The 18,937-nt window shown below is 61.0% G+C and carries 18 protein-coding genes and 1 pseudogene; 17 read left to right on the forward strand and 2 right to left on the reverse strand.

What is annotated here, in order from left to right; translation table 11 throughout:
• Positions 1-690: 690 nt before the first annotated feature.
• Positions 691-1,539: a 3-oxoadipate:acetyl-CoA acetyltransferase gene (locus JKL45_RS26815; protein ID WP_201864859.1), complete on the forward strand. Its 849-nt coding sequence runs from the start codon at positions 691-693 to the stop codon at positions 1,537-1,539.
• Here JKL45_RS26815 and JKL45_RS26820 read toward each other — a convergent pair.
• Positions 1,527-2,309 carry an IclR family transcriptional regulator gene (locus tag JKL45_RS26820; protein ID WP_201864860.1) on the reverse strand — a complete coding sequence of 261 codons (783 nt, stop codon included), beginning with the start codon at positions 2,307-2,309 and terminating at the stop codon, positions 1,527-1,529. The genes JKL45_RS26815 and JKL45_RS26820 overlap by 13 nt on opposite strands.
• Before the next feature lie 112 nt (positions 2,310-2,421).
• Here JKL45_RS26820 and pcaD point away from each other — a divergent pair, with 112 nt between their 5' ends.
• Genes pcaD through JKL45_RS26860 form a run of 8 tightly spaced genes read left to right on the forward strand, consistent with a single transcriptional unit; the run spans position 2,422 to position 8,962 of the window.
• Positions 2,422-3,216 (forward strand): 3-oxoadipate enol-lactonase, encoded by a 795-nt coding sequence (gene pcaD, locus JKL45_RS26825; RefSeq protein ID WP_201864861.1) that lies wholly within the window; start codon positions 2,422-2,424, stop codon positions 3,214-3,216.
• A 31-nt stretch (positions 3,217-3,247) separates the two neighbouring features.
• Positions 3,248-3,616 (forward strand): 4-carboxymuconolactone decarboxylase, encoded by a 369-nt coding sequence (pcaC, locus tag JKL45_RS26830; protein WP_246499014.1) that lies wholly within the window; start codon positions 3,248-3,250, stop codon positions 3,614-3,616.
• Positions 3,617-3,668: 52 nt separating this feature from the next.
• Positions 3,669-4,394 carry a protocatechuate 3,4-dioxygenase subunit beta gene (gene pcaH / locus JKL45_RS26835; protein ID WP_201864863.1) on the forward strand — a complete coding sequence of 242 codons (726 nt, stop codon included), beginning with the start codon at positions 3,669-3,671 and terminating at the stop codon, positions 4,392-4,394.
• The gene (gene pcaG / locus JKL45_RS26840; protein WP_201864864.1) at positions 4,394-5,020 is read left to right on the forward strand and encodes a protocatechuate 3,4-dioxygenase subunit alpha; all 627 of its coding nucleotides are present in this window, start codon (positions 4,394-4,396) and stop codon (positions 5,018-5,020) included. Before pcaH ends, pcaG begins: the two co-directional genes overlap by 1 nt.
• Positions 5,021-5,040: 20 nt before the next feature.
• Positions 5,041-5,886 carry a CoA transferase subunit A gene (locus JKL45_RS26845; protein WP_201864865.1) on the forward strand — a complete coding sequence of 282 codons (846 nt, stop codon included), beginning with the start codon at positions 5,041-5,043 and terminating at the stop codon, positions 5,884-5,886.
• Position 5,887: 1 nt separating this feature from the next.
• On the forward strand, positions 5,888-6,676 hold the full coding sequence (locus JKL45_RS26850) for a CoA-transferase subunit beta (RefSeq protein ID WP_201864866.1): 789 nt from the start codon (positions 5,888-5,890) through the stop codon (positions 6,674-6,676).
• Position 6,677: 1 nt separating this feature from the next.
• Positions 6,678-7,883 (forward strand): 3-oxoadipyl-CoA thiolase, encoded by a 1,206-nt coding sequence (pcaF, locus tag JKL45_RS26855; RefSeq protein ID WP_201864867.1) that lies wholly within the window; start codon positions 6,678-6,680, stop codon positions 7,881-7,883.
• 11 nt (positions 7,884-7,894) lie between these two features.
• Positions 7,895-8,962, forward strand: a complete 1,068-nt coding sequence (locus tag JKL45_RS26860; RefSeq protein WP_376771082.1) for a 3-carboxy-cis,cis-muconate cycloisomerase — start codon at positions 7,895-7,897, stop codon at positions 8,960-8,962.
• Between the two features lie 6 nt (positions 8,963-8,968).
• Here JKL45_RS26860 and JKL45_RS26865 read toward each other — a convergent pair whose 3' ends face one another.
• Positions 8,969-9,136 (reverse strand): hypothetical protein, encoded by a 168-nt coding sequence (locus tag JKL45_RS26865; protein WP_201864868.1) that lies wholly within the window; start codon positions 9,134-9,136, stop codon positions 8,969-8,971.
• A 177-nt stretch (positions 9,137-9,313) separates the two neighbouring features.
• Between JKL45_RS26865 and pobA the strand changes: the two genes are divergently transcribed.
• The 8 genes and pseudogenes from pobA (at position 9,314) to JKL45_RS26905 (ending at position 17,770) form a co-directional block, all read left to right on the forward strand.
• Positions 9,314-10,483 (forward strand): 4-hydroxybenzoate 3-monooxygenase, encoded by a 1,170-nt coding sequence (pobA, locus tag JKL45_RS26870; protein ID WP_201864869.1) that lies wholly within the window; start codon positions 9,314-9,316, stop codon positions 10,481-10,483.
• A 351-nt stretch (positions 10,484-10,834) separates the two neighbouring features.
• A complete protein-coding gene (locus tag JKL45_RS26875; protein WP_201864870.1) occupies positions 10,835-12,832 on the forward strand; it encodes a TonB-dependent siderophore receptor in 1,998 nt (665 codons plus the stop codon).
• Between the two features lie 8 nt (positions 12,833-12,840).
• The gene (locus tag JKL45_RS26880; protein WP_201864871.1) at positions 12,841-14,112 is read left to right on the forward strand and encodes an MFS transporter; all 1,272 of its coding nucleotides are present in this window, start codon (positions 12,841-12,843) and stop codon (positions 14,110-14,112) included.
• Positions 14,109-14,843 carry a siderophore-iron reductase FhuF gene (fhuF, locus tag JKL45_RS26885; RefSeq protein WP_201864872.1) on the forward strand — a complete coding sequence of 245 codons (735 nt, stop codon included), beginning with the start codon at positions 14,109-14,111 and terminating at the stop codon, positions 14,841-14,843. Before JKL45_RS26880 ends, fhuF begins: the two co-directional genes overlap by 4 nt.
• A 246-nt stretch (positions 14,844-15,089) precedes the next feature.
• Positions 15,090-16,300: pseudogene (locus JKL45_RS31125) on the forward strand (tyrosine-type recombinase/integrase).
• Positions 16,301-16,958: 658 nt separating this feature from the next.
• A complete protein-coding gene (locus tag JKL45_RS26895) occupies positions 16,959-17,198 on the forward strand; it encodes a helix-turn-helix transcriptional regulator (protein WP_246499010.1) in 240 nt (79 codons plus the stop codon).
• A gap of 97 nt (positions 17,199-17,295) precedes the next feature.
• Positions 17,296-17,496, forward strand: a complete 201-nt coding sequence (locus JKL45_RS26900; protein WP_201864873.1) for a hypothetical protein — start codon at positions 17,296-17,298, stop codon at positions 17,494-17,496.
• A complete protein-coding gene (locus JKL45_RS26905) occupies positions 17,489-17,770 on the forward strand; it encodes a winged helix domain-containing protein (RefSeq protein ID WP_246499012.1) in 282 nt (93 codons plus the stop codon). The genes JKL45_RS26900 and JKL45_RS26905 overlap by 8 nt, the downstream gene beginning before the upstream one ends.
• The last annotated feature ends 1,167 nt before the right edge of the window (positions 17,771-18,937 follow it).

Consider the following 18,937-nt stretch of genomic DNA (forward strand, 5'->3'; position numbering starts at 1 on the left):
CCCTCTCAACAATGTCAAAGAGCATGCATCCCGAAAGACACAGAAGAACCCCTGCCGCCCAAACCACCCTTGCGGGCTGTCCAGGATCGCGGGGCCTCCAGTCCGGCGCCACATCAGTGCCGCCGTCGATGAACCCTATCTAGTCAAAGCCCGGACCGGTGTCAACAGCATTCGACAAGAATTTGTAAGTTCTTCTCGAATGAACGCTGCGGCCCCACAAGTACAGGCACAGCTTTCCCGTTCGCAGAGATGACATCATCTCCGCGTTGACCTTGCTGCCAAGCGATAAACCCGCAGCCCATGCCGGACAAGAACCGCCAGAGGAGCAAAACCAAGCAGGTTCAACCACCGTCGAACCGCCGAAGCTCTTGGCCAAAACCCACACGGCACACAAAGCCCGAAGCCAAAGCCTCAGACCGCACAAACCCACCGTGTTGGGAAAACACCCTCAGGCCCAAACAGCCCAAAGGAAGCGCCGATATAAACTCCCACACACATTTTGCAACCCCAAACAGAAAAGAGAGCAGAGGGCCTATTGGCGGAGAAGCGCCTTGGCGTGCCTGGATGCCCCTGGGAGCATGCCAAGCTCAGGCAGGAAACGTGACCCTGCGAAGCGAAATGGTTCTCCCTGAGCCGTCCCCGCTCTATGTCCTTTGGCAGGGTATGAATCTTTGAGCTGGGAGGAAGGGCGTGAAACCTATTGTCATAGCGGTCGCGATTACTGGATCGGTTCCGCGCAAGAAAGACAACCCTTCTGTGCCGATCACGCCAGCCGAGCAGATCGTGTCGGCGCGTCAAGCCTATGAGGTCGGAGCCACGCTCGTCCATATCCACGTGCGCAACGATGATGAGACGCCCTCGTCCGATCCCGAGCGCTTCGCCGCTGTCCAGTCTGGAATTGCAGAACAGTGCCCCGGCATGATCATTCAGTTTTCGACCGGCGGGCGAGGGCGGGATCCAGGCCAGCGCAGTAGCGCTCTCCATTTGCGCCCGGACATGGCCTCTCTATCCACCGGCTCCGTCAACTTCCCGACCATTGTGTATGAGAACCACACGAGCCTCGTTGAGGAGATGGCAGGCAAGATGCGGGATTTCGGGATCCGGCCGGAGATCGAGATCTTTGACCTGTCTCACCTTCATGGGGCGAGGCGGCTGGCCGACATGGGGCTCATGGACGAGCAGCCCCATATCCAGTTCGTCATGGGCGTGCAGAACGCGTTGCCGGCCGAGGAGCGACTGCTCGATATCCTGCTGAAGGAGGCCAAGCACCTGTTTCCAACCTGTAATTGGACAGCAGCCGGCATCGGCCGGCACCAGGCCAAGGTCATGGATTGGGCACTCGCGCGAGGTGCGGATGCGGTTCGCACCGGCCTTGAGGATAATGTTCGCGTCACGAAGGACCGTCTGGCGGCGAGCAATGCCGAGCTGGTGGAACATGCGGTGCTCGCTATAGAGAGGCATGGGCACCGTGTTGCCACGACCGACGAGGCGCGCGTTCTCCTCGGATGTCGCTCAGTAGCCGCTGCTCAGAGCATGTAGCGCAACGTTTCGCTGGCCGATTTCAGCAGGGGCAGGAACCGCCCCTCCATCTCCTCGGCCGAGACGCGTCCGGCTTGAGCGCTGAGGTTCAAGGCAATGGTTACCTTGCCATTCTTCTGCATAACCGGCACGGCGATAGAGCAGAGCCCATATTCAAGCTCTTCATTGACGATTGCGTACCCCTGCGCACAGGTTGCTTCGAGCGCATGCTGAAACGCGGATTTGTCCGTGATGGTCTTTGGGGTGCGGGCCTCCAGTCGGACCCGTTGCAGATACGCTTGGAACTCGTCCTCCGGCTGGAAAGCCAGAATTGCTCGACCTAAAGCAGTGCAATGGGCGGGGAGGCGGCTTCCGACGCCCAATCCAATCGACATGATCCGCCGCGTGGCCGAACGGGCGATATAGACGATGTCGTCCCCGTCGAGAACCGCAGCTGAACTCGACTCTCCCGTTTCCTCGGAGATCCGCTCCAGGAACGGCTGCACTTGGGCCGATAGCGATGTGGAGGAAAGATAGGCATAGCCGAGGCGTAGGATTCGAGGAGTGAGACTGAAATAGCGTCCGTCGAACTCGGCATAGTTCAGCTTGGTGAGCGTCAGCAGATAGCGCCGGGCAGCCGCTCGGGTGATGCCGGTGAGCTTTGCCACATCAGATAGGGTTAGCCGTGGCCTGCTCGCATCGAACGCTTCGATGACCAGAAGGCCTTTCTCAAGGCTCGCAACGAAGTCACGATCCCCACTGCTCTGATCTATGGTCAATTCATTCGGCATTTCGCGCTCCGGAATGCGCTGGACTTTGGTAGCCTTGACACCCTGCACCAGAACCGTACTACATGTGCGATATGAAACTCAATGTTCGCAATGCGAACAAATGAGGTGGGGCATGGCATTCATACGGGTCAACGACATCGTGCTTCACTACCAAGTGCTAGGACCGTCTGACCGGCAGGCTCTCGTCTTCATCAACTCGCTCGGGAGCGATGTGCGGATCTGGCAGGAGGTCGCTCCGGCCTTTGCCGAGAGTTTCCAAGTGGTTCTCTACGACAAGCGAGGGCACGGCCTCTCGGATGCGCCGCCTGCGCCCTACAGCATCGACGATCACACTGACGATCTCCTCGCGCTCCTTGATCACCTTGGCATCGGGAAGGCATCCCTCGTTGGGCTCTCGGTCGGTGGCATGATCGCACAGCGCATGGCTGTGCGGGCGCCCGATCGCGTGCAGTCCATCACCCTCTGCTGCACGGCGGCGAAGATCGGTACGCCCGAACTATGGGCAGACCGCATCAACGCCGTCGAGGCGGGGGGCATCGAGCCCATTGCCGACGCCGTTCTCCAGCGGTGGTTCACACCAAGGTTTCATGGGGTGCAGGCCGACGACCTCGCCGGCTGGCGCAACATGCTGGTCCGTACCCCGGCCCATGGCTATGCGGGCACCTGTGCGGCGATCCGCGATGCGGATCTCAGGCCTGATGCAGGCAGGATCCCGGTACCGACGCTCTGCGTGGCAGGTGACCAAGATGGATCCACGCCGGCCGATATTGTTAAGGGAACCGCCGACCTCATTCCAGGCGCACGGTTTGCGCTCATCGAAGGGGCAGGGCACATTCCCTGCATCGAGAAGCCCGCCGAACTGTCGGGGCTCATCAAGCAGCATCTCGAGGAGGCAGGACTTGTCTGAGACAAACGAGAGCGAACGTTACAAGGCCGGCATGGCGGTTCGCCGCCAGGTGCTGGGCGATGCCCATGTGGATCGGGCAACAGCGCAGATGACGGAATTCGATTCCGACTTCCAGACCTTCATCACCGAAGGAGCTTGGGGCTCGGTCTGGTCGCGGCCGCATTTCACTAAGCGGGAACGCTCCATCGTGACTATCGCGCTCCTTGCTGCCCTGGGCCAGGACGACGAAGTGGCGATGCATGTCCGCGCGACCCGCAATACGGGTGCGACGAAGGAGGACATCAAGGAGGCGTTGATGCACGTGGCCGTCTATGCGGGTGTGCCTGCGGCCAACCACGCCATCAAGATCGTCAAGAAGACTTTTGCCGAAATGGAAGCCAACCTCGAGCCTCAGAAGTAGCAGATTGGGTTGCTGGCGCAGCTCCTGACAGGTGCTGCCAGGGAGAGACAAGATGTCGGATCAGGGATCATTCTACCAGCGGGATCGGAGCTGGCATCCGCTGGCCTTCACACCGTCCTACAAGACTTCGGTTTTGCGCTCCCCGCAGCACCCGCTCCTGTCTCTGGAGAATACGATCTCGGAGCTGACCGGCCCGGTCTTCGGACATGACAAGCTTGGGCCGCTCGACAACGACCTACTCCGCAATTTCGCGAAGACGGGCGATCCTATTGGGCAGAGAATCGTCGTTTACGGTCGTGTGCTCGACGAGAACGCCCGCCCCGTTCCCGGCGCGCTCCTTGAGTTCTGGCAGGCCAATGCAGGCGGTCGCTACCGCCACAAAAAGGAAACCTATCTCGCCGCCATCGACCCGAACTTCGGCGGCTGCGGACGGGTGATTACCGATGAGGAAGGCCGCTACTGGTTCCGGACCATCAAGCCGGGCGCCTATCCCTGGCCGAACGGTGTCAATGACTGGCGTCCTGCCCATATCCACTTCTCGGTGTTCGGTCACGCGTTTGCGCAGAGGCTGATCACACAGATGTATTTCGAAGGCGATCCAATGATCTGGCAGGACCCGATCGTCGCCACGATCCCTGACAAATCCGCCATCGAGCAGCTGGTCGCCGCCCTCGACCGGCAGAATACCCTGCCGATGGATGCACTCGCCTATAAGTTCGACATCGTGCTGCGCGGCCGCCGCTCGACCATGTTCGAGAACCACATGGAGGGGAATTAATGGTCCAGAAATTGCGCCTCTTGAAAGAATCCCCATCCCAAACGGCCGGTCCCTATGTCCATATCGGCACGAACCCGAACTGGGTCGAGATCACGGGCGTCTGGCAGGAGGATCTCGGACTCGTTCTGGTCGACCCCGAGACCAAGGGAGAGCGGATCATCATCAAGGGTCGGGTTTTCGACGGTGCGGGCGACCCGCTGAAGGATGCCCTGATCGAAATCTGGCAGGCGGATGCGGAGGGGCTCTACAACAGCCCGCAGGAGAAGCGCGGCAAGGCCGACCCGCATTTCGTCGGCTGGGGACGGCAACCCGCTGACGGCATGACCGGAGAGTATCGGTTCGAGACCATCAAGCCCGGCCGGGCTCCCTACAAGGACGGCCGCCTGATGGCGCCGCACATCACGGTCTGGATCGTAGCCCGCGGCATCAATACCGGGCTGCACACCCGCATGTATTTCAGTGACGAAGAGGCAGCCAATGCCAAGTGCCCGGTCCTCGCCAGGATCGCTCACAAGGCGCGAGTGCCGACCCTGGTCGCCACAAGGGCTGAGGAGAACGGCCTGCCGACCTATACCTTCGACATCCATATCCAGGGTGAGAAGGAAACCGTGTTCTTCGACATCTGATATCGACCCGAAAGCGCATCATGGCCAAGTTTCAGAGCCTCCAAGAGGCTGTTGCCGACAACCTGCGCGACGGCGACACCGTCGCGTTCGAGGGTTTCACCCATCTCATCCCCCATGCCGCCGCCCATGAGGTGATCCGGCAGGGGATCAAGGATCTCACGCTGATCCGTATGACCCCCGACATCATCTATGACCAGCTGATCGGCATGGGCCTGGTGAAGAAGGTCGTCTTCTCCTACGCGGGAAATCCTGGCGTCGGCCTCCTGCGCCGCATGCGCGATGCCATCGAGAACGGCTGGCCTCGCGCCATCGAGACCGAGGAGCATAGCCACGCGGCCATGGCCAATGCGTACGAGGCCGGTGCGGCCGGGCTGCCCTGTGCCGTCTTCCGCGGCTATCGCGGCGCGGGCCTGAAGGAGGTCAACCCCTCCATCAAGAGCATCACCTGTCCGTTCACGGGTGAGGAGCTCGCGGCGGTGCCGGCTCATCGGCCGGATGCGGCCGTCATCCACGCCCAGAAGGCCAACCGACGCGGCGATGTCCTGGTGGAAGGCATCATAGGGGTGCAGAAGGAGGCCGTTCTCGCCTCGAAGCGCTCGGTGGTCACGGTCGAGGAGATCGTGGAGGACTTCGACGACTTGCACCCGAACCTCTGTGTGCTGCCGCATTGGACGGTCTCGTCCATCGCCCACGTTCCAGGCGGAGCGCATCCGTCCTACACCCACGGCTATTACGACCGCGACAACGCAGCCTATCTGGAATGGGACAAGATCTCCGCCGACCGTGACCTCTTCACGGCTTGGATAAAGGAGAACGTGCTGGAAGCAGGGCCCGAGGCCTTCTCCAGCCGGGTGAAGGGATTGTAAGATGACGAACCTCTCCGACTTCACCCCCAACGAGATGATGACGATTGCGGCGGCGCGTGCCCTGTCCAACGACGACGTGTGCTTCGTCGGCATCGGGGCTCCGTCTGCCGCATGCAACGTGGCGCGACTCACCCATGCTCCAGACATCACGCTGATCTACGAGAGCGGCACCATCGGGACTGCGCCCAATGTGCTGCCGCTCTCCATCGGCGATGGCGAACTCTGCGAGACGGCAGTCACGACCGTGTCGGTGCCCGAGATGTTCCGGTACTGGCTCCAGGGGGGGCGCATCTCCATCGGCTTCCTGGGAGCCGCCCAGCTCGACCGCTTCGGCAACATCAACACCACGGTGATCGGCGACTACCACAAGCCGAAGGTACGCCTGCCGGGCGGCGGCGGGGCGCCTGAAATCGCCACCTCGTGCAGGCAAGTGTTCATCACCATGAAGCAGACCACCCGCGGCATGGTCGACAAGATCGACTTCTACACCTCCTTCGGGCACGGCGAGGGCGGCAATCACCGCGAGCGCCTCGGCATCACCACAAAAGGACCGACGCTCCTGATCACGGATCTGGCCATCTGGAAGCCGGACCCGGAGACGAAGGAATTCACGGTGGTGTCAATGCACCGGGGGGTAACCCGCGATCAGATTCAGGAGACCTGCGGCTGGAAGGTGCGCTTCTCCGATCGTCTGGAGGAAACCCCTCCGCCGTCCGAACTCGAACTCACCACCCTGCGCGAGCTTCAGGCCAGAACCGAGCGGGCGCATGGCGGCAGGAAGGGAGCTTAAGATGCGTGAAGCCTATATCTGCGCCTATGTGCGAACCCCCATCGGCCGCTACGGTGGGTCTCTGTCGGGCGTGCGCGCCGACGATCTCGCTGCAGTGCCGCTTAGGGCGCTCCTGGAGCGTCATCCCAACCTCGACTTCGAGGCGGTGGACGATGTGATCTATGGCTGCGCCAACCAGGCCGGTGAGGACAACCGCAACGTCGCCCGCATGGCGGTGTTGCTGGCAGGTCTTCCAGGCTCGATTAGTGGGACGACTATGAACCGCCTGTGCGGCTCCGGCATGGATGCGGTCATCGCGGCTGCCCGGGCGATCAAGGCGGGTGATGCCGAGATCATGATTGCCGGCGGCGTCGAGTCGATGTCTCGCGCGCCGTTCGTGATGCCCAAGGCAGATAGCGCCTTCTCCCGCAATGCCGAAATTTTCGACACGACCATCGGCTGGCGCTTCGTCAATCCGCTGATGAAGAGCCAATACGGCATCGATTCCATGCCGGAAACCGGCGAGAACGTTGCGGCGGATTTTGGCGTCTCCCGTGAGGATCAGGATGCCTTCGCCTTGCGCTCGCAGAGGAAGGCCGCCGCCGCTCAGGCCAATGGGCGCCTGGCGCAGGAGATCGTGCCGGTCACGATCCCAAAGCGTAAGGGCGATCCGGTGATCGTCGATAAGGACGAGCATCCCCGCAGCGACACCACGCTTGAGCAGTTGGCGAAGCTGCCCACGCCCTTCCGCAAGGACGGCACGGTGACCGCTGGGAATGCCTCCGGCGTCAACGACGGCTCTGCCGCCCTGATCATTGCCTCAGAGGAAGCCGTGAGGAAGTACGGGCTTGAGCCGATTGCCCGGGTGGTCGGCGGCGCGACCGCCGGCGTTCCACCGCGGATCATGGGGATCGGGCCGGCGCCGTCCACGAAGAAGCTCTGCGCCCGCTTGGGCCTCAAGCCTTCGGATTTCGACGTGGTGGAGCTGAACGAGGCTTTCGCCAGCCAGGGCCTCGCGGTCCTGCGCGAACTCGGCATCCCGGAAGATGCCGAGCACGTAAATCCGAATGGCGGCGCCATCGCGCTGGGGCATCCGCTCGGTATGTCGGGCGCCCGCATCACCGGCACGGCGGCTCTCGAGTTGAAGCTCAGAGGCAAAAAGCATGCCCTGGCCACAATGTGCGTCGGCGTTGGGCAGGGCATTTCCATCGCCCTCGAGGCTGTTTAAGCTCCGCGACCATGATGACACAGGCGCTCCCTTACCCCTTGCTGCAGGCTCTCGTCGGTGACGAGGAGGTGGGAGGGCTCTTTTCCAATGAGGCCGAACTCGCGGCATTGCTGCAGACCGAAGCAGCCTTGGCACGAGGCGAGGCGGAGGTTGGCCTGATCAGCGCTGAAGCAGCAAGGCGAATTTCCGAGGCCTGCGGCTCCTTCCGGGCGGATTGGCCCGGGTTGGCTGCAGGTCTCGCCCAGGACGGTGTAATCGCTCCAGCCTTCGTCAAGCAGCTTCGAACCGCTGTCGGCGAGGCTCATGCCAAGGCCGTGCATCTCGGCGCCACAAGCCAGGACATCATAGACACCGCTCTTATGCTTCGCCTGAAGCAGGTGGTCGAGATATTCGGGCATCGGATCGATGCGCTGACCCAAGCCCTTCGCGCCCTGAAGGATCGTGACGGTGCGACGCCCTTGATGGCGCATACGCGCATGCAGCAGGCCCTTGCCTTTACGGCCGCCCACAAGATCGACACCTGGCTCCAGCCGCTGGAGCGACACAGGGAGGCATTGGACGCCCTAGCGCCGCGGCTTCTGGTGGTGCAACTCGGCGGTCCTGTCGGAACCAGGGCAGAATTGAAGGGGCATGGCGATGCTATTGCCGATGCCGTGGCTGAAATCCTCGGTCTCAACTCGGCGCCCTCCTGGCACTCCCAGCGCGACCGGATCGGCGAGTTCGCGAGCTTCCTTTCGCTTCTCTCCGGAACGCTTGGAAAGATCGGCCAGGACATTGCCTTGATGGCGCAGAACGAAGTGGGCGAGGTGCGGCTTGCCACGGGCGGCGGCTCGTCGGCCATGCCGCATAAATCCAATCCTGTTCCTGCAGAGGTGCTCGTGACACTGGCCCGGTTCAATGCAGGCCTTCTCGGCACGCTGCATCAAGCGCTGGTTCATGAGAATGAGCGGTCCGGCGCCGCATGGACCCTCGAATGGATGGTGCTGCCGCGGATGGTTGTTGCAACCGCTGCAGGCTTGAGAAGCGCTCAGGCCTTGGTTGGCGGAATAAGTTTCTCTACCTCGAATGCCGGAGGTTAACTCCTCTCAGGCATCGCCGACGATTGCGGTGACCCGGCCTGAACCGCCGCAATCAGGACATGGCTTCTCGTCGATGCGGCCGGATCCAGTGCAGGTTGGGCAGATGTTCTCCCCGGTCTGCTTGGTGCCCGGCGCATCCTCGTCACCGGGGTTCTTTCGATCTGTCTCGGACATAGGCGCCTCCTTGCTGGGGAAACGCAATGTGGCGTCGGAGGTTTCTGCTGTCGCACGCGGTAAGGATGAGCACTGGCTGAGTTGAAGCCGTGAGATCGAACACAAAGCGCTGTCATATTGTCCGCTGAACGGCTGAGGTCCATTCTGCCCGAAAGCGGCCTTCAGGAGGAGATTGCCATGCGTACGAAGGTTGCCATCATCGGCTCGGGTCCGGCAGGGCTCCTGCTGGGGCGCCTCCTGGAGATTGCTGGGATCGAAACCGTCATCCTGGAGCGCCGCAGTCAGGAATACGTCCTAGGGCGCATTCGGGCTGGCGTTCTGGAACAGGGTACGGTCGAACTCCTGGACAGGGCAGGGGTCGGCGAGAAGCTGCATGCAGAAGGTCTCGTGCATGAGGGCGTCGAATTCTGCTTCGATGGCGACCGGCATCGCTTCAACTTCCAAAAGCGGATCGGCCGCACGGTCACCGTTTACGGGCAGACGGAGGTCACCCGCGATCTCATGCAGGCTCGTGATCATTCGGGCCTGACGACCATCTATGAAGCGGAGAATGTCTCCCTCGACGATTTCGGCGGAGACGCGCCGAAGGTGCGGTACGTCAAAAATGGTGTCGAGCATCAGCTTGACTGCGATTTCATTGCGGGCTGCGACGGCTACCATGGGGTGTCTCGCGCCAGTGTCCCTCGGGATGCGATACGAACCTTCGAGCGTGTCTATCCCTTCGGCTGGCTTGGTATCCTCGTCGACAAGCCGCCTGTGGCCGATGAGCTGATATATGCCCACCATGAGCGCGGCTTTGCGCTCTGCTCCATGAGGTCACCCACCCGCAGCCGCTACTACGTGCAGGTGCCCTCCAGCGACAAGGCAGAGGAGTGGTCGGATCAGCGTTTTTGGGATGAGCTTCGGCGGCGTGTCGACCAGGAAACGGCCGACAACCTGGTGACAGGCCCGTCGATCGAAAAATCCGTAGCGCCTTTGAGGAGCTTCGTCGCTGAGCCGCTGCGTTTCGGGCGCCTGTTTCTTGCGGGCGATGCCGCTCATATCGTGCCACCCACAGGAGCCAAGGGCTTGAACCTAGCGGCGAGCGATGTTGCCGTTTTGGCCGAGGCTCTGATCGAATTCTACACGGAGCGATCCACCGCCGGAATCGATGGCTATTCCGCCCGAGTGCTGTCGCGAATCTGGAAGGCCGAGCGGTTCTCCTGGTGGATGACGTCCATTCTCCACACTTTTCCGGATACCGATCCCTTCGGCAGGCGCATTCAAAGAGCCGAGTTCGAGTATCTCAAAAGCTCCACGGCGGCGGCATGTTCACTGGCCGAGAACTATACCGGCTTGCCTTTCTGAGCCCGCTTGGACATGCGGTCGCCGACAGCGGGCTATTCTCAGGATCCCGGTGCAGTTTTCCTTCCAAACCTTACTGGAACGCCTGCTAATTCGCTCAATAGAGGAGCAATAGATGATCTCTAATGTAGAAGCATTCTAAACAAAGCTTAGAACAGATACAAAGGCCGGGCTTTTAAGTTAAAATAATTACAAACTATAGTATTTGACTCATATTTGGAGCATCTGTTAGGCGGAAACCTTCGTTGTGTAATGAAGGTTTCCGCCGTGAAGCTCCCGTTTGTGCTCTTTGCCTCAACTGCTCTTGCTTTTATCCCAGGAAAGACATTCGCCCAGGTTGGCGAGCAGCGAGTCTTGCAACTCGATGAAGTGACGGTCGAGGGAACACGGGAGGGGCAGGGCGGTCCGATCTCCGCCAACGGCTACGTGGCCACGTCGTCCCGGAGCGCCACAAAAACCGATACGCCCCTTCTGGAGACGCCCCAATCCGTCTCGACCGTCACGCAGCAGCAGATTGAGGACCGCAAGCCCCAGACGCTGTTGGATGCCGTGTCCTACACGCCCGGGGCACGCGTCGGCAGCTACGGCTTCGATCCGCGTTACGATGCCTTCTCCATTCGCGGAATTGATGTCACCTACACGGGCGTGTTCCGTGACGGCCTGCGACAGGTCAACAGCCCCAACGGCCTGTTTCGTCTCGAACCCTATGGCCTTGAGGGCATCTCGATTCTAAGGGGTCCTGCCGCTTCGATTTACGGTGCAGGCAGCACGGGCGGTATTGTCGACCTGATCTCGAAGCGTCCCACTTTTCTGCCATTCCGGGAAGTCGAGGTCCAGACCGGGTCCTACGGACGCGTGCAGGGCAGCTTCGATCTCTCCGGTCCTGTCACGGCCGATAACACCCTCCTCTATCGGCTGACAGGGCTCGTCCGGCAGGCGGGAACTGAAATCGAGGCCGTTCCGGATGATCGTGTCTTCATCGCTCCAGCCTTTACCTGGCGGCCGACGGACGCGACGACGCTGACCATCCTCGGCGAGTACATGAACGCGAACACAGGTGGCACCGCAGCCTACATCAACAACTATGCGACGGATGCTGCTGGCAACCCGACGAGCCTGTCGATCGGAGCGACAAGGATTTTCGCCGGAGATCCGCGCTACAACGATTTCAGGCAGCAGCAAGGCCGGATCGGCTACGAATTCGAGCATCGCTTCAGCGACATGTTCACCCTGCGCCAGCGGACCCGCTTTTCGGCACTCGGCACCAATCAGGAATATGTCTATGCAGGTTCTGGCCTGACCCGCGAGAACAACTGGGGCATCGTCAGCGATACCCATCTCGAGAGCCGCCTGAGAACCGGAGACGTCGATCATACGATCCTCACCGGTCTGGACATCAGCCGCCTGAGCTATGTCTCGAAGCAGGGCTTCGATGCTGCCATTCCGATCGGTGCGGATCCGGCGCTCTCCTATCGGGAGGAGCAAACCCAGACCCTGACTGGGATCTACATCCAGGATCAGCTCAAGTGGCGGAACTGGCGTCTGACCCTCGGTGGCCGTCACGATTGGCTGACGAGTGAGTATGACACTGCCGGATTTGAATATGACCGGAGTGACACGAAGTTCACGGGCCGTGCGGCCCTCGGCTATGTAACGGATTTCGGCCTTGCTCCTTATGTGAGCTACGGCACCTCGTTCACGCCTAACCCCGGCACCGTGCTCAATGGCGGGGTCGCGGAGCCGACGACCGGCGAGCAGATCGAAGCCGGCGTGAAGTATGACATCCCAGGCATGAACGCATCCCTCCGTGCTGCGGTCTTCGACCTTCGCCAGGACGATGCCGTGATCTATCAGGTCGTCGACGCGATCAACCAGCAGGTCCAGCTCGACCTGCGGTCACGGGGATTCGAGCTTGAAGGCGTTGCCTCACTGGCCGAAGGCCTGAGCGTCCAAGCCGCTTATACCTACACGGACGCCCAGATCCTGAAGCTGACCCCGGAGACCGAGGGTAATCAGCTGACGAGCGTGCCTTACCACATAGCTTCCCTCTGGCTCGACTATACGGTTCAGGAGGGCCCGGCGAGGGGCCTCGGCATTGCCGGCGGTGTCCGCTATGTGGGCGCCAGCTTCGGCGACAACCTCAACCGCGCCATCATCGAGAACGATCCACGCACCTATCTCGATGCCGCGATCCGCTACGATCTGGAGAACATCAATCCGAGTCTCAAGGGAATGCGTTTCCAGGTCAATGCCACCAACCTCCTCGACGATGATGGTCAGGTCTGCACGTCGAACTACTGCTACTGGGATGAAGGCCGCAAGGTCATCGCGAGCTTGCGTTACCGGTGGTGAGCACAGCGATGTCTCAGGAATCCAGCCAGCGAGGACTCGGATCCCCCGCAGCAATCGTCCTGGCTGTCGGCGGGCTTTATGTGGGGCAGAGCATCATCAGCGGGGTGACGTTCACCGCTCTTCCAAGCGTTCTTCGTGACCATGGAGTATCCCTCGACTACATCGGCCTGACCTATCTCGCGGTCCTGCCCTGGGCCCTGAAGTTTCTATGGGCGCCGGCGCTTGAGCGCTTCCGGCTTCCGGAACACGGCCCGAGCCGTTCGCGCTCAATCGTGCTGATCGGCGGCCTTGTCTCTGCGGCTGGCCTCATTCTGGCTGGCCTGATCGCCCCGACGAACATATGGCCGATCATGGCAATCTTCATGGTGATCGCCTTTGCGGCATCGACGGTCGACATCGCCTGTGACGGGCATGCCGTGGAGAGCCTCCATCAGAAATATCACGGCTGGGGCAATGCCGCGCAGGTCGGAGGAGCCTATCTCGGTGCTGCGATCGGATCCGGAGTGTTCCTCCTGATTGTTGCGCAGGTGGACTGGACCTGGGCGATGATCCTCATGGCAGTGCTCCTTGGCCTGCTCGGTCTGCCATTTCTTCTGTCGCCGGCACAGAAGCCGGAAGCGGTGCGTCTGCACCGACCGTCGATCCGGGAAGCCCTCGGGCGCGTCGAGATGCGCAAAGGCCTTCTCCTGGCCGCCTTCTATGCAGCGTCCCAGAAATGGGGCCTCTTCATGCTAGGCCCCTTCCTTATCGATGCAGGTCTCGATCTGACGTCCCTTGGGGCGATCAATGGGGCAGGGGGAATGATCGTCGGCGTTGCTTGTGCGCTGCTCGGCGGCGCCTGTGTCAGAGCCTGGGGCGCCGGGCCGATCATGATCCTGGCATTGATCCTGCAGACGGCGGCCTTGTCCGGACTTGGACTGGCGGCCTGGGCAGGCAACACGACGAAATCGCTCCTGGTTCCGCTGGCCCTGGCGAGTTCATCCGGGATCCTGGCGCTCGGTTTTGTCGCTTTATACGCCAAGTTCATGGAACTCTCCGATCCACGCCAGGCAGGCATCGACTTCACGCTCCTGCAATGTGCCGACGCTCTCGTCAGCATGATCGGCGGTGTCGGATCGGGATGGATCGCGCAGCATTTCGGCTTCGGCGTCTGCTTCGGGGTCGCCGCAGCCTTTACGGTGGTGGCTCTTCCAGCCATCGTTCTGCTAGGCCGGCGATCTTTTTCTGCGGACAGGGAGGACAACAGCCTCTCTCCAGGGGTGGCGGTGCAACAGCTATGATCCCTTCGCTGGCACCGTGCTTCACCGGGATCTTCGTCCACTACAAGGATGCCCTGGCTCTTCCGGGAGAGCACAACTCCGTCATCTCTGGCCGGGACCTGCTCGACCGAAATGTCTCGGACAATCTTCTAGCCCGTTTCGCGGAGGTTCATGCCGGAGGCGACCGCCGCGCGATCGTGTCCATGTGGACACAATGGCATTTTGGGGCGCTCATCATTCCAACGACCGCGGCGATGCTTTTGATGGGCCGCGATCTGCCCGTCGAACTGGACCGCGTCAGTCTCGCCGTGGATGAACACGGGAAGAGCAAAGCCATCATTCTCGCCGAGGCAGACATTCCTGACGCTGTTGTCTCTGACGGCTGCTTCTCATGCCTGTTTCAGAAACACGTGGAGCCTCTGATCCGAGCCTTCGCCGGACAGTTCAAGGTGTCGCCCCGCCTTCTCTGGAACAATGCCACCGATATCTTCGAGTGGGCGCTCGACCAGGCTGAGGCGATTGGTACGATCCGTTCTGACGCCCTGCAAGAGGGTCGTTCTCTTCTGAGCAGTCGCCTTGATAGAAACGGTCAGCCCAACCCCATGTTCGGTTTGGTGCGGCACGTAATGCAGGGTGATATGACAGTCAGGCAGCGAAAGCTCTGCTGCCTGCGATATCTTCTACCAGGCGTTGCGTGCTGTGGAAGCATATGCCCTACGCCGCCGGCAAATACCATGAACGCTGGGAGCTAGGAGGAAGCTTCACGATGGGACGGGCAGGCGGGACCTTAGAAAGGTCTACGCCTCAATCGGTCTACACTGAGCAAAAAGGTGGCGGAGGGGGTGTCCGCCATACTAGTGTCCAGCCACATCTAGCCGCATCCGAAAAATCCCTGATAACCAAGACTTTTACGCTGTCGCTCATCTTACGTGATCCAGCCTCATCCGCTACAATCCAGCCTCAAAGGTGGGGAAGAAGGTGGGGAAGGACAGGAGCAGATGGCACGACAGTTGCACACGTTGAGCGCTCGAACGGTTGCGACGCTAACCAAGCCGGGACGGCACTCTGACGGCGGCGGGCTCTACCTGCACATCACAGCCAGCGGCGCTCGTTCCTGGGTGTTCATGTGGAAGGCAGACGGCAAGCGTCGGGAGATGGGCTTGGTGCCTTGCGGGATGTGCCCCTCGCCAAAGCCCGCGAACGGGCGACAGAGGCCCGCCAGAAGCTGGCCGATGGTCTGGATCCCATCGCGGCACGGGACAACAAGCCCCAGGCGATGGCGTTTGGCGAGGCTGCCGACGCTCTGATTGAGAGCATGTCCTCCTCCTGGCGAAATGAAAAGCACCGTGCTCAGTGGAAGATGACCCTCACGGTCTACTGCGAACCGCTCCGAGCCAAGCCGGTGACCGAGATTGGCACAGAGGACGTGCTGAAGGTTCTGCAGCCGCTTTGGACCACAAAGCCCGAGACAGCCTCACGCCTGCGTGGACGGATGGAGCGGGTGTTCGACTTCGCCCGTGCGCGAGGGCAGGGGAGTGGCGAAAACCCGGCCCGGTGGCGGGGGCACCTCGATGCTGTTCTACCGAAGCGGGCGAGGCTGACGCGAGGGCACCACAAGGCGATGCCGTTCGATGACGTGTCCGCGTTCGTGGCTGCTTTGCGAGAGCGAGAAGGGATGGCACCGCGTGCTCTGGAGTTTGCCATCCTCACTGCCGCCCGTTCCGGCGAGGTGTTCGGAGCCCGATGGGAGGAGTTCGACTTGGAGGCGCGGGTATGGACCGTGCCCGCAGCTCGCATGAAGGCAGGGCGGGAGCATCGGGTGCCGCTGTCAGCCCGAGCAGTCGTGATCCTGCGGGAGATGCAGCAGAAGCGGTTCAGTGACCTTGTATTCCCTGGCACGAAGCCAGGGCGACCGCTGTCGGTGATGGCGCTGGAGATGGTGCTACGGCGGATGAAGGTTGACGTGACGGTGCATGGCTTCCGCAGCGCCTTCCGGGACTGGGCCGGTGAGCGGACCCATTTTCCGAGAGAAATAGCAGAAGCCGCCCTCGCTCACCTTGTGGGCGATGCAGTCGAGCGGGCCTACCGGCGTGGCGATGCTCTGGAGAAGCGCCGCGAGTTGATGGACGCTTGGGATGACTTTCTTGAGGCACAGCCTCAAAGAAATGTTCTGCGTTTCAATGCAAATGCGGGCGGTTCTTCGAAGTAACAGAGCGCAAGTATCTACAGACCCCAGATGATACCGGAATCTACAACAACCCACCATGTTTCACAGGAACATAGTCCTCGACGTCCCAGGTTAGGATTACTGAGGAAAGAATCGTGCGAAGTTGTCTTATGCGGATCGGGACGATTCGTTGTGGATCGGTCTTCCGCAAGAAAGGCCTACGGCGTCTCCCCCGGTGGGAATAGGGATGCAATGCGACTCGGAGGGGCAAATTTCCCGTCGTATATTCGTCTAGTGCGGATCAAAGATATCCGCTGCGGACCAGCCTCCCGCAGGAGCGGCCACAGCTATAGGAGATTGGGGGCGGGGATCAGATATTTGAAAGAGAGGGGATGGGATGGACAAAACGCTTTGATGGTCCCCGAACAATCTTTAGAAATGCTGTCTGTCCGATGCGGATTTACAAGATCCGTCTAGGACGACCTCTCACACGAGAGGTTAGCGACGCGGAAAAAAGTGCCGCCCTAACCCCTGCCAGGGGGCTAAGGCGGCGCGGTGGGTCGAAACCCGTACTCGTTGCAGAGCGGGCCAAGCCTACTGGGGGCTTACGAGGTGAGTCAATCACTTCTCTCGTTAGCCCTGCCCGTCGTTTCATTCACAACTGAACAATGAAAGGACGCAAGGCACATGGCTTTGCAGAATGTTGAATCACGCCCGAAGGCTGACCCTTCGGCAATCCCCCACCTGCCAGCGTCGGGCTTTGTCCGGCTGCCGGGCATCCTTGCCCCCAAACGGGCCTATTCCCGTCAGCAGGTCTACGTGGTGGGCAGGCATCAAAGATGGGCGCTATCCAAAGCCCGTGAAGCTCGGCCCACGCATCACCGCATGGCGTGTGGAGGATATCCGCGCCCTCATCGCTGGGGCTGCGAACGAGCGCTGATTTCAGAAGCTCCTGTCTTCTGAACCCATACCGTTCATGACCGTGCAAGAGAAAGCCCCGAACGAGGGCTTCTCGTACAGGGCAATAAGGTAGAACCATGAATACTCTACACAAGCGGCGCTTGCGTCGCAACGCGAACCTATGCCTGCTGCCGCTCTTTGCCTGGGCAGCATCGCAGCCCTTCCACTCCCATCCGCGTGTGGTGAAAAGCCTGTCCACGCGCTTTGGATTGTCGCCAGCCCTTGCACTCGCTGTCGCGGAGCTGGCGGGCTTCAGCACGGAGGCGCACAATGCCTAAGGACGTTGTCGAACTCCTCGTGCAGCGCCTCGACACCCGTGAGATGTTGCGTGTGAAAGGGCGTGAAGCTTGGACGCTCAACTGCCTGCTAGAGACAGGAGAGAGCGGTGTCATCCCGGTTGATAGACCCGCCCCGCGCTGGTCCGCATACGTGCATTCTCTGCGTAAGCGTGGGCTCGTCATTGACACCATCGATGAACAGCACGCCGGCCCCTATTCCGGAACTCACGGGCGCTACGTCCTGCGCACATCACTTCAAGTGCTCAAGACGTAGCGCCCGTGGCTTCTCCGATGTGGTGAGAGCCGCCTACGCGCAAATCCTAGGCCAGACCGCGGATCCTGCTTCCTGACTCTGAGACGCCCAGCAGCCGGGGTCCGCGCCTCGGCTGCACTTCCCCTCATCAATCTCCAGAACGGGCGCCCTTGAGTCTCTCACGGCCGCTGTGAGGCACCTCATGCCCAGACGTCACAATCATAAGGGACGAAGCACTACAGAGCGCTTCGTGTCCCTCCCACATTGGATGCTACAATCACCTGCTTGGCGCTCGCTCTCGCCAGTAGCTCGAAGCGTCTTCATCGAACTGGCTGCCATCTACAACGGCAGCAACAACGGTCGCATCGCTCTTTCCGCCCGAGATGCTGCGGAGCGCGCCAGATGCTCGAGGAACACCGCCGCACGGGCATTCGCTGAGCTGACACAGAAGGGGTTCATCGACCTTTGCTCTCGCGGCGATTTCGACCGTAAGACGCCTCATGCCGCCGAGTACCGCCTGACCCTTCATGCATGCGACCGCACAGGCGAGCGTTCGTCCAAGCGGTTCATGAGCTGGCGTCCTGATGAGCCCAAATCTGTAGCGGGTCCCACCAGAGGGACAGCCGGTGTCACCACAGGGACAGTAACCAGCTACACGAAAGAAAATTGTTGGGAACTGTCCCTCTCGCGTGACCGCAATGGCCATTTGGAGCCCATCCGCGGTCCCACGACAGGTACACATATAATCTACCAGATGGGGTCTGGGGTGGAGGAGGCGAGAGAGCCCTCTGGGGTCGTGTTGAAACTGCAGCCGAAGGGGCGTCGCCATGCCTCGTGACCGGCAGCGCCTCACTCTTGAAAGCGGTCCCAAACTGGACCTTGCCAAGTTAATCCCGAGCGGCGCTGGCAAGCCCGGCAGCCACATTCAATGCGTGCTCACCTATGGCTCGGGCGAAACCATCACAGCCACTGTTAGGCTGTCGGACTATGGTGGGGTGCTGAAACTGTCCTTCCAGGAACGCCAGCAGTCGTTCTCTCTCGTATCGCACCCAAGGCATTTTGGCGGGCTGCAGTGGTATGTTGTCTGCCCGAGAACGACCCGATATGGGTAGGTCACGTCCGTCAATGAGTGTAAATTCGGGTGCGGTTTGAGGTGGCCATTGGTCAGCTCGCCTGTGGGGTGATTGC

Origin of the sequence: Microvirga soli (assembly GCF_016734765.1) — a bacterium.
GTDB lineage: Bacteria > Pseudomonadota > Alphaproteobacteria > Rhizobiales > Beijerinckiaceae > Microvirga > Microvirga soli.

What these genes read in the sequence shown, in the direction of transcription:
- JKL45_RS26820 (WP_201864860.1), bottom strand. Translation starts at nt 2,309, where the DNA reads ATGCCGAATGAATTGACCATAGATCAGAGCAGTGGGGATCGTGACTTC.
- pcaD (WP_201864861.1), top strand. Translation starts at nt 2,422, where the DNA reads ATGGCATTCATACGGGTCAACGACATCGTGCTTCACTACCAAGTGCTA.
- pcaC (WP_246499014.1), top strand. Translation starts at nt 3,248, where the DNA reads ATGGCGGTTCGCCGCCAGGTGCTGGGCGATGCCCATGTGGATCGGGCA.
- pcaH (WP_201864863.1), top strand. Translation starts at nt 3,669, where the DNA reads ATGTCGGATCAGGGATCATTCTACCAGCGGGATCGGAGCTGGCATCCG.
- pcaG (WP_201864864.1), top strand. Translation starts at nt 4,394, where the DNA reads ATGGTCCAGAAATTGCGCCTCTTGAAAGAATCCCCATCCCAAACGGCC.
- JKL45_RS26845 (WP_201864865.1), top strand. Translation starts at nt 5,041, where the DNA reads ATGGCCAAGTTTCAGAGCCTCCAAGAGGCTGTTGCCGACAACCTGCGC.
- JKL45_RS26850 (WP_201864866.1), top strand. Translation starts at nt 5,888, where the DNA reads ATGACGAACCTCTCCGACTTCACCCCCAACGAGATGATGACGATTGCG.
- pcaF (WP_201864867.1), top strand. Translation starts at nt 6,678, where the DNA reads ATGCGTGAAGCCTATATCTGCGCCTATGTGCGAACCCCCATCGGCCGC.
- JKL45_RS26860 (WP_376771082.1), top strand. Translation starts at nt 7,895, where the DNA reads ATGATGACACAGGCGCTCCCTTACCCCTTGCTGCAGGCTCTCGTCGGT.
- JKL45_RS26865 (WP_201864868.1), bottom strand. Translation starts at nt 9,136, where the DNA reads ATGTCCGAGACAGATCGAAAGAACCCCGGTGACGAGGATGCGCCGGGC.
- pobA (WP_201864869.1), top strand. Translation starts at nt 9,314, where the DNA reads ATGCGTACGAAGGTTGCCATCATCGGCTCGGGTCCGGCAGGGCTCCTG.
- JKL45_RS26880 (WP_201864871.1), top strand. Translation starts at nt 12,841, where the DNA reads ATGTCTCAGGAATCCAGCCAGCGAGGACTCGGATCCCCCGCAGCAATC.
- fhuF (WP_201864872.1), top strand. Translation starts at nt 14,109, where the DNA reads ATGATCCCTTCGCTGGCACCGTGCTTCACCGGGATCTTCGTCCACTAC.
- JKL45_RS26895 (WP_246499010.1), top strand. Translation starts at nt 16,959, where the DNA reads ATGTTGAATCACGCCCGAAGGCTGACCCTTCGGCAATCCCCCACCTGC.
- JKL45_RS26900 (WP_201864873.1), top strand. Translation starts at nt 17,296, where the DNA reads ATGAATACTCTACACAAGCGGCGCTTGCGTCGCAACGCGAACCTATGC.
- JKL45_RS26905 (WP_246499012.1), top strand. Translation starts at nt 17,489, where the DNA reads ATGCCTAAGGACGTTGTCGAACTCCTCGTGCAGCGCCTCGACACCCGT.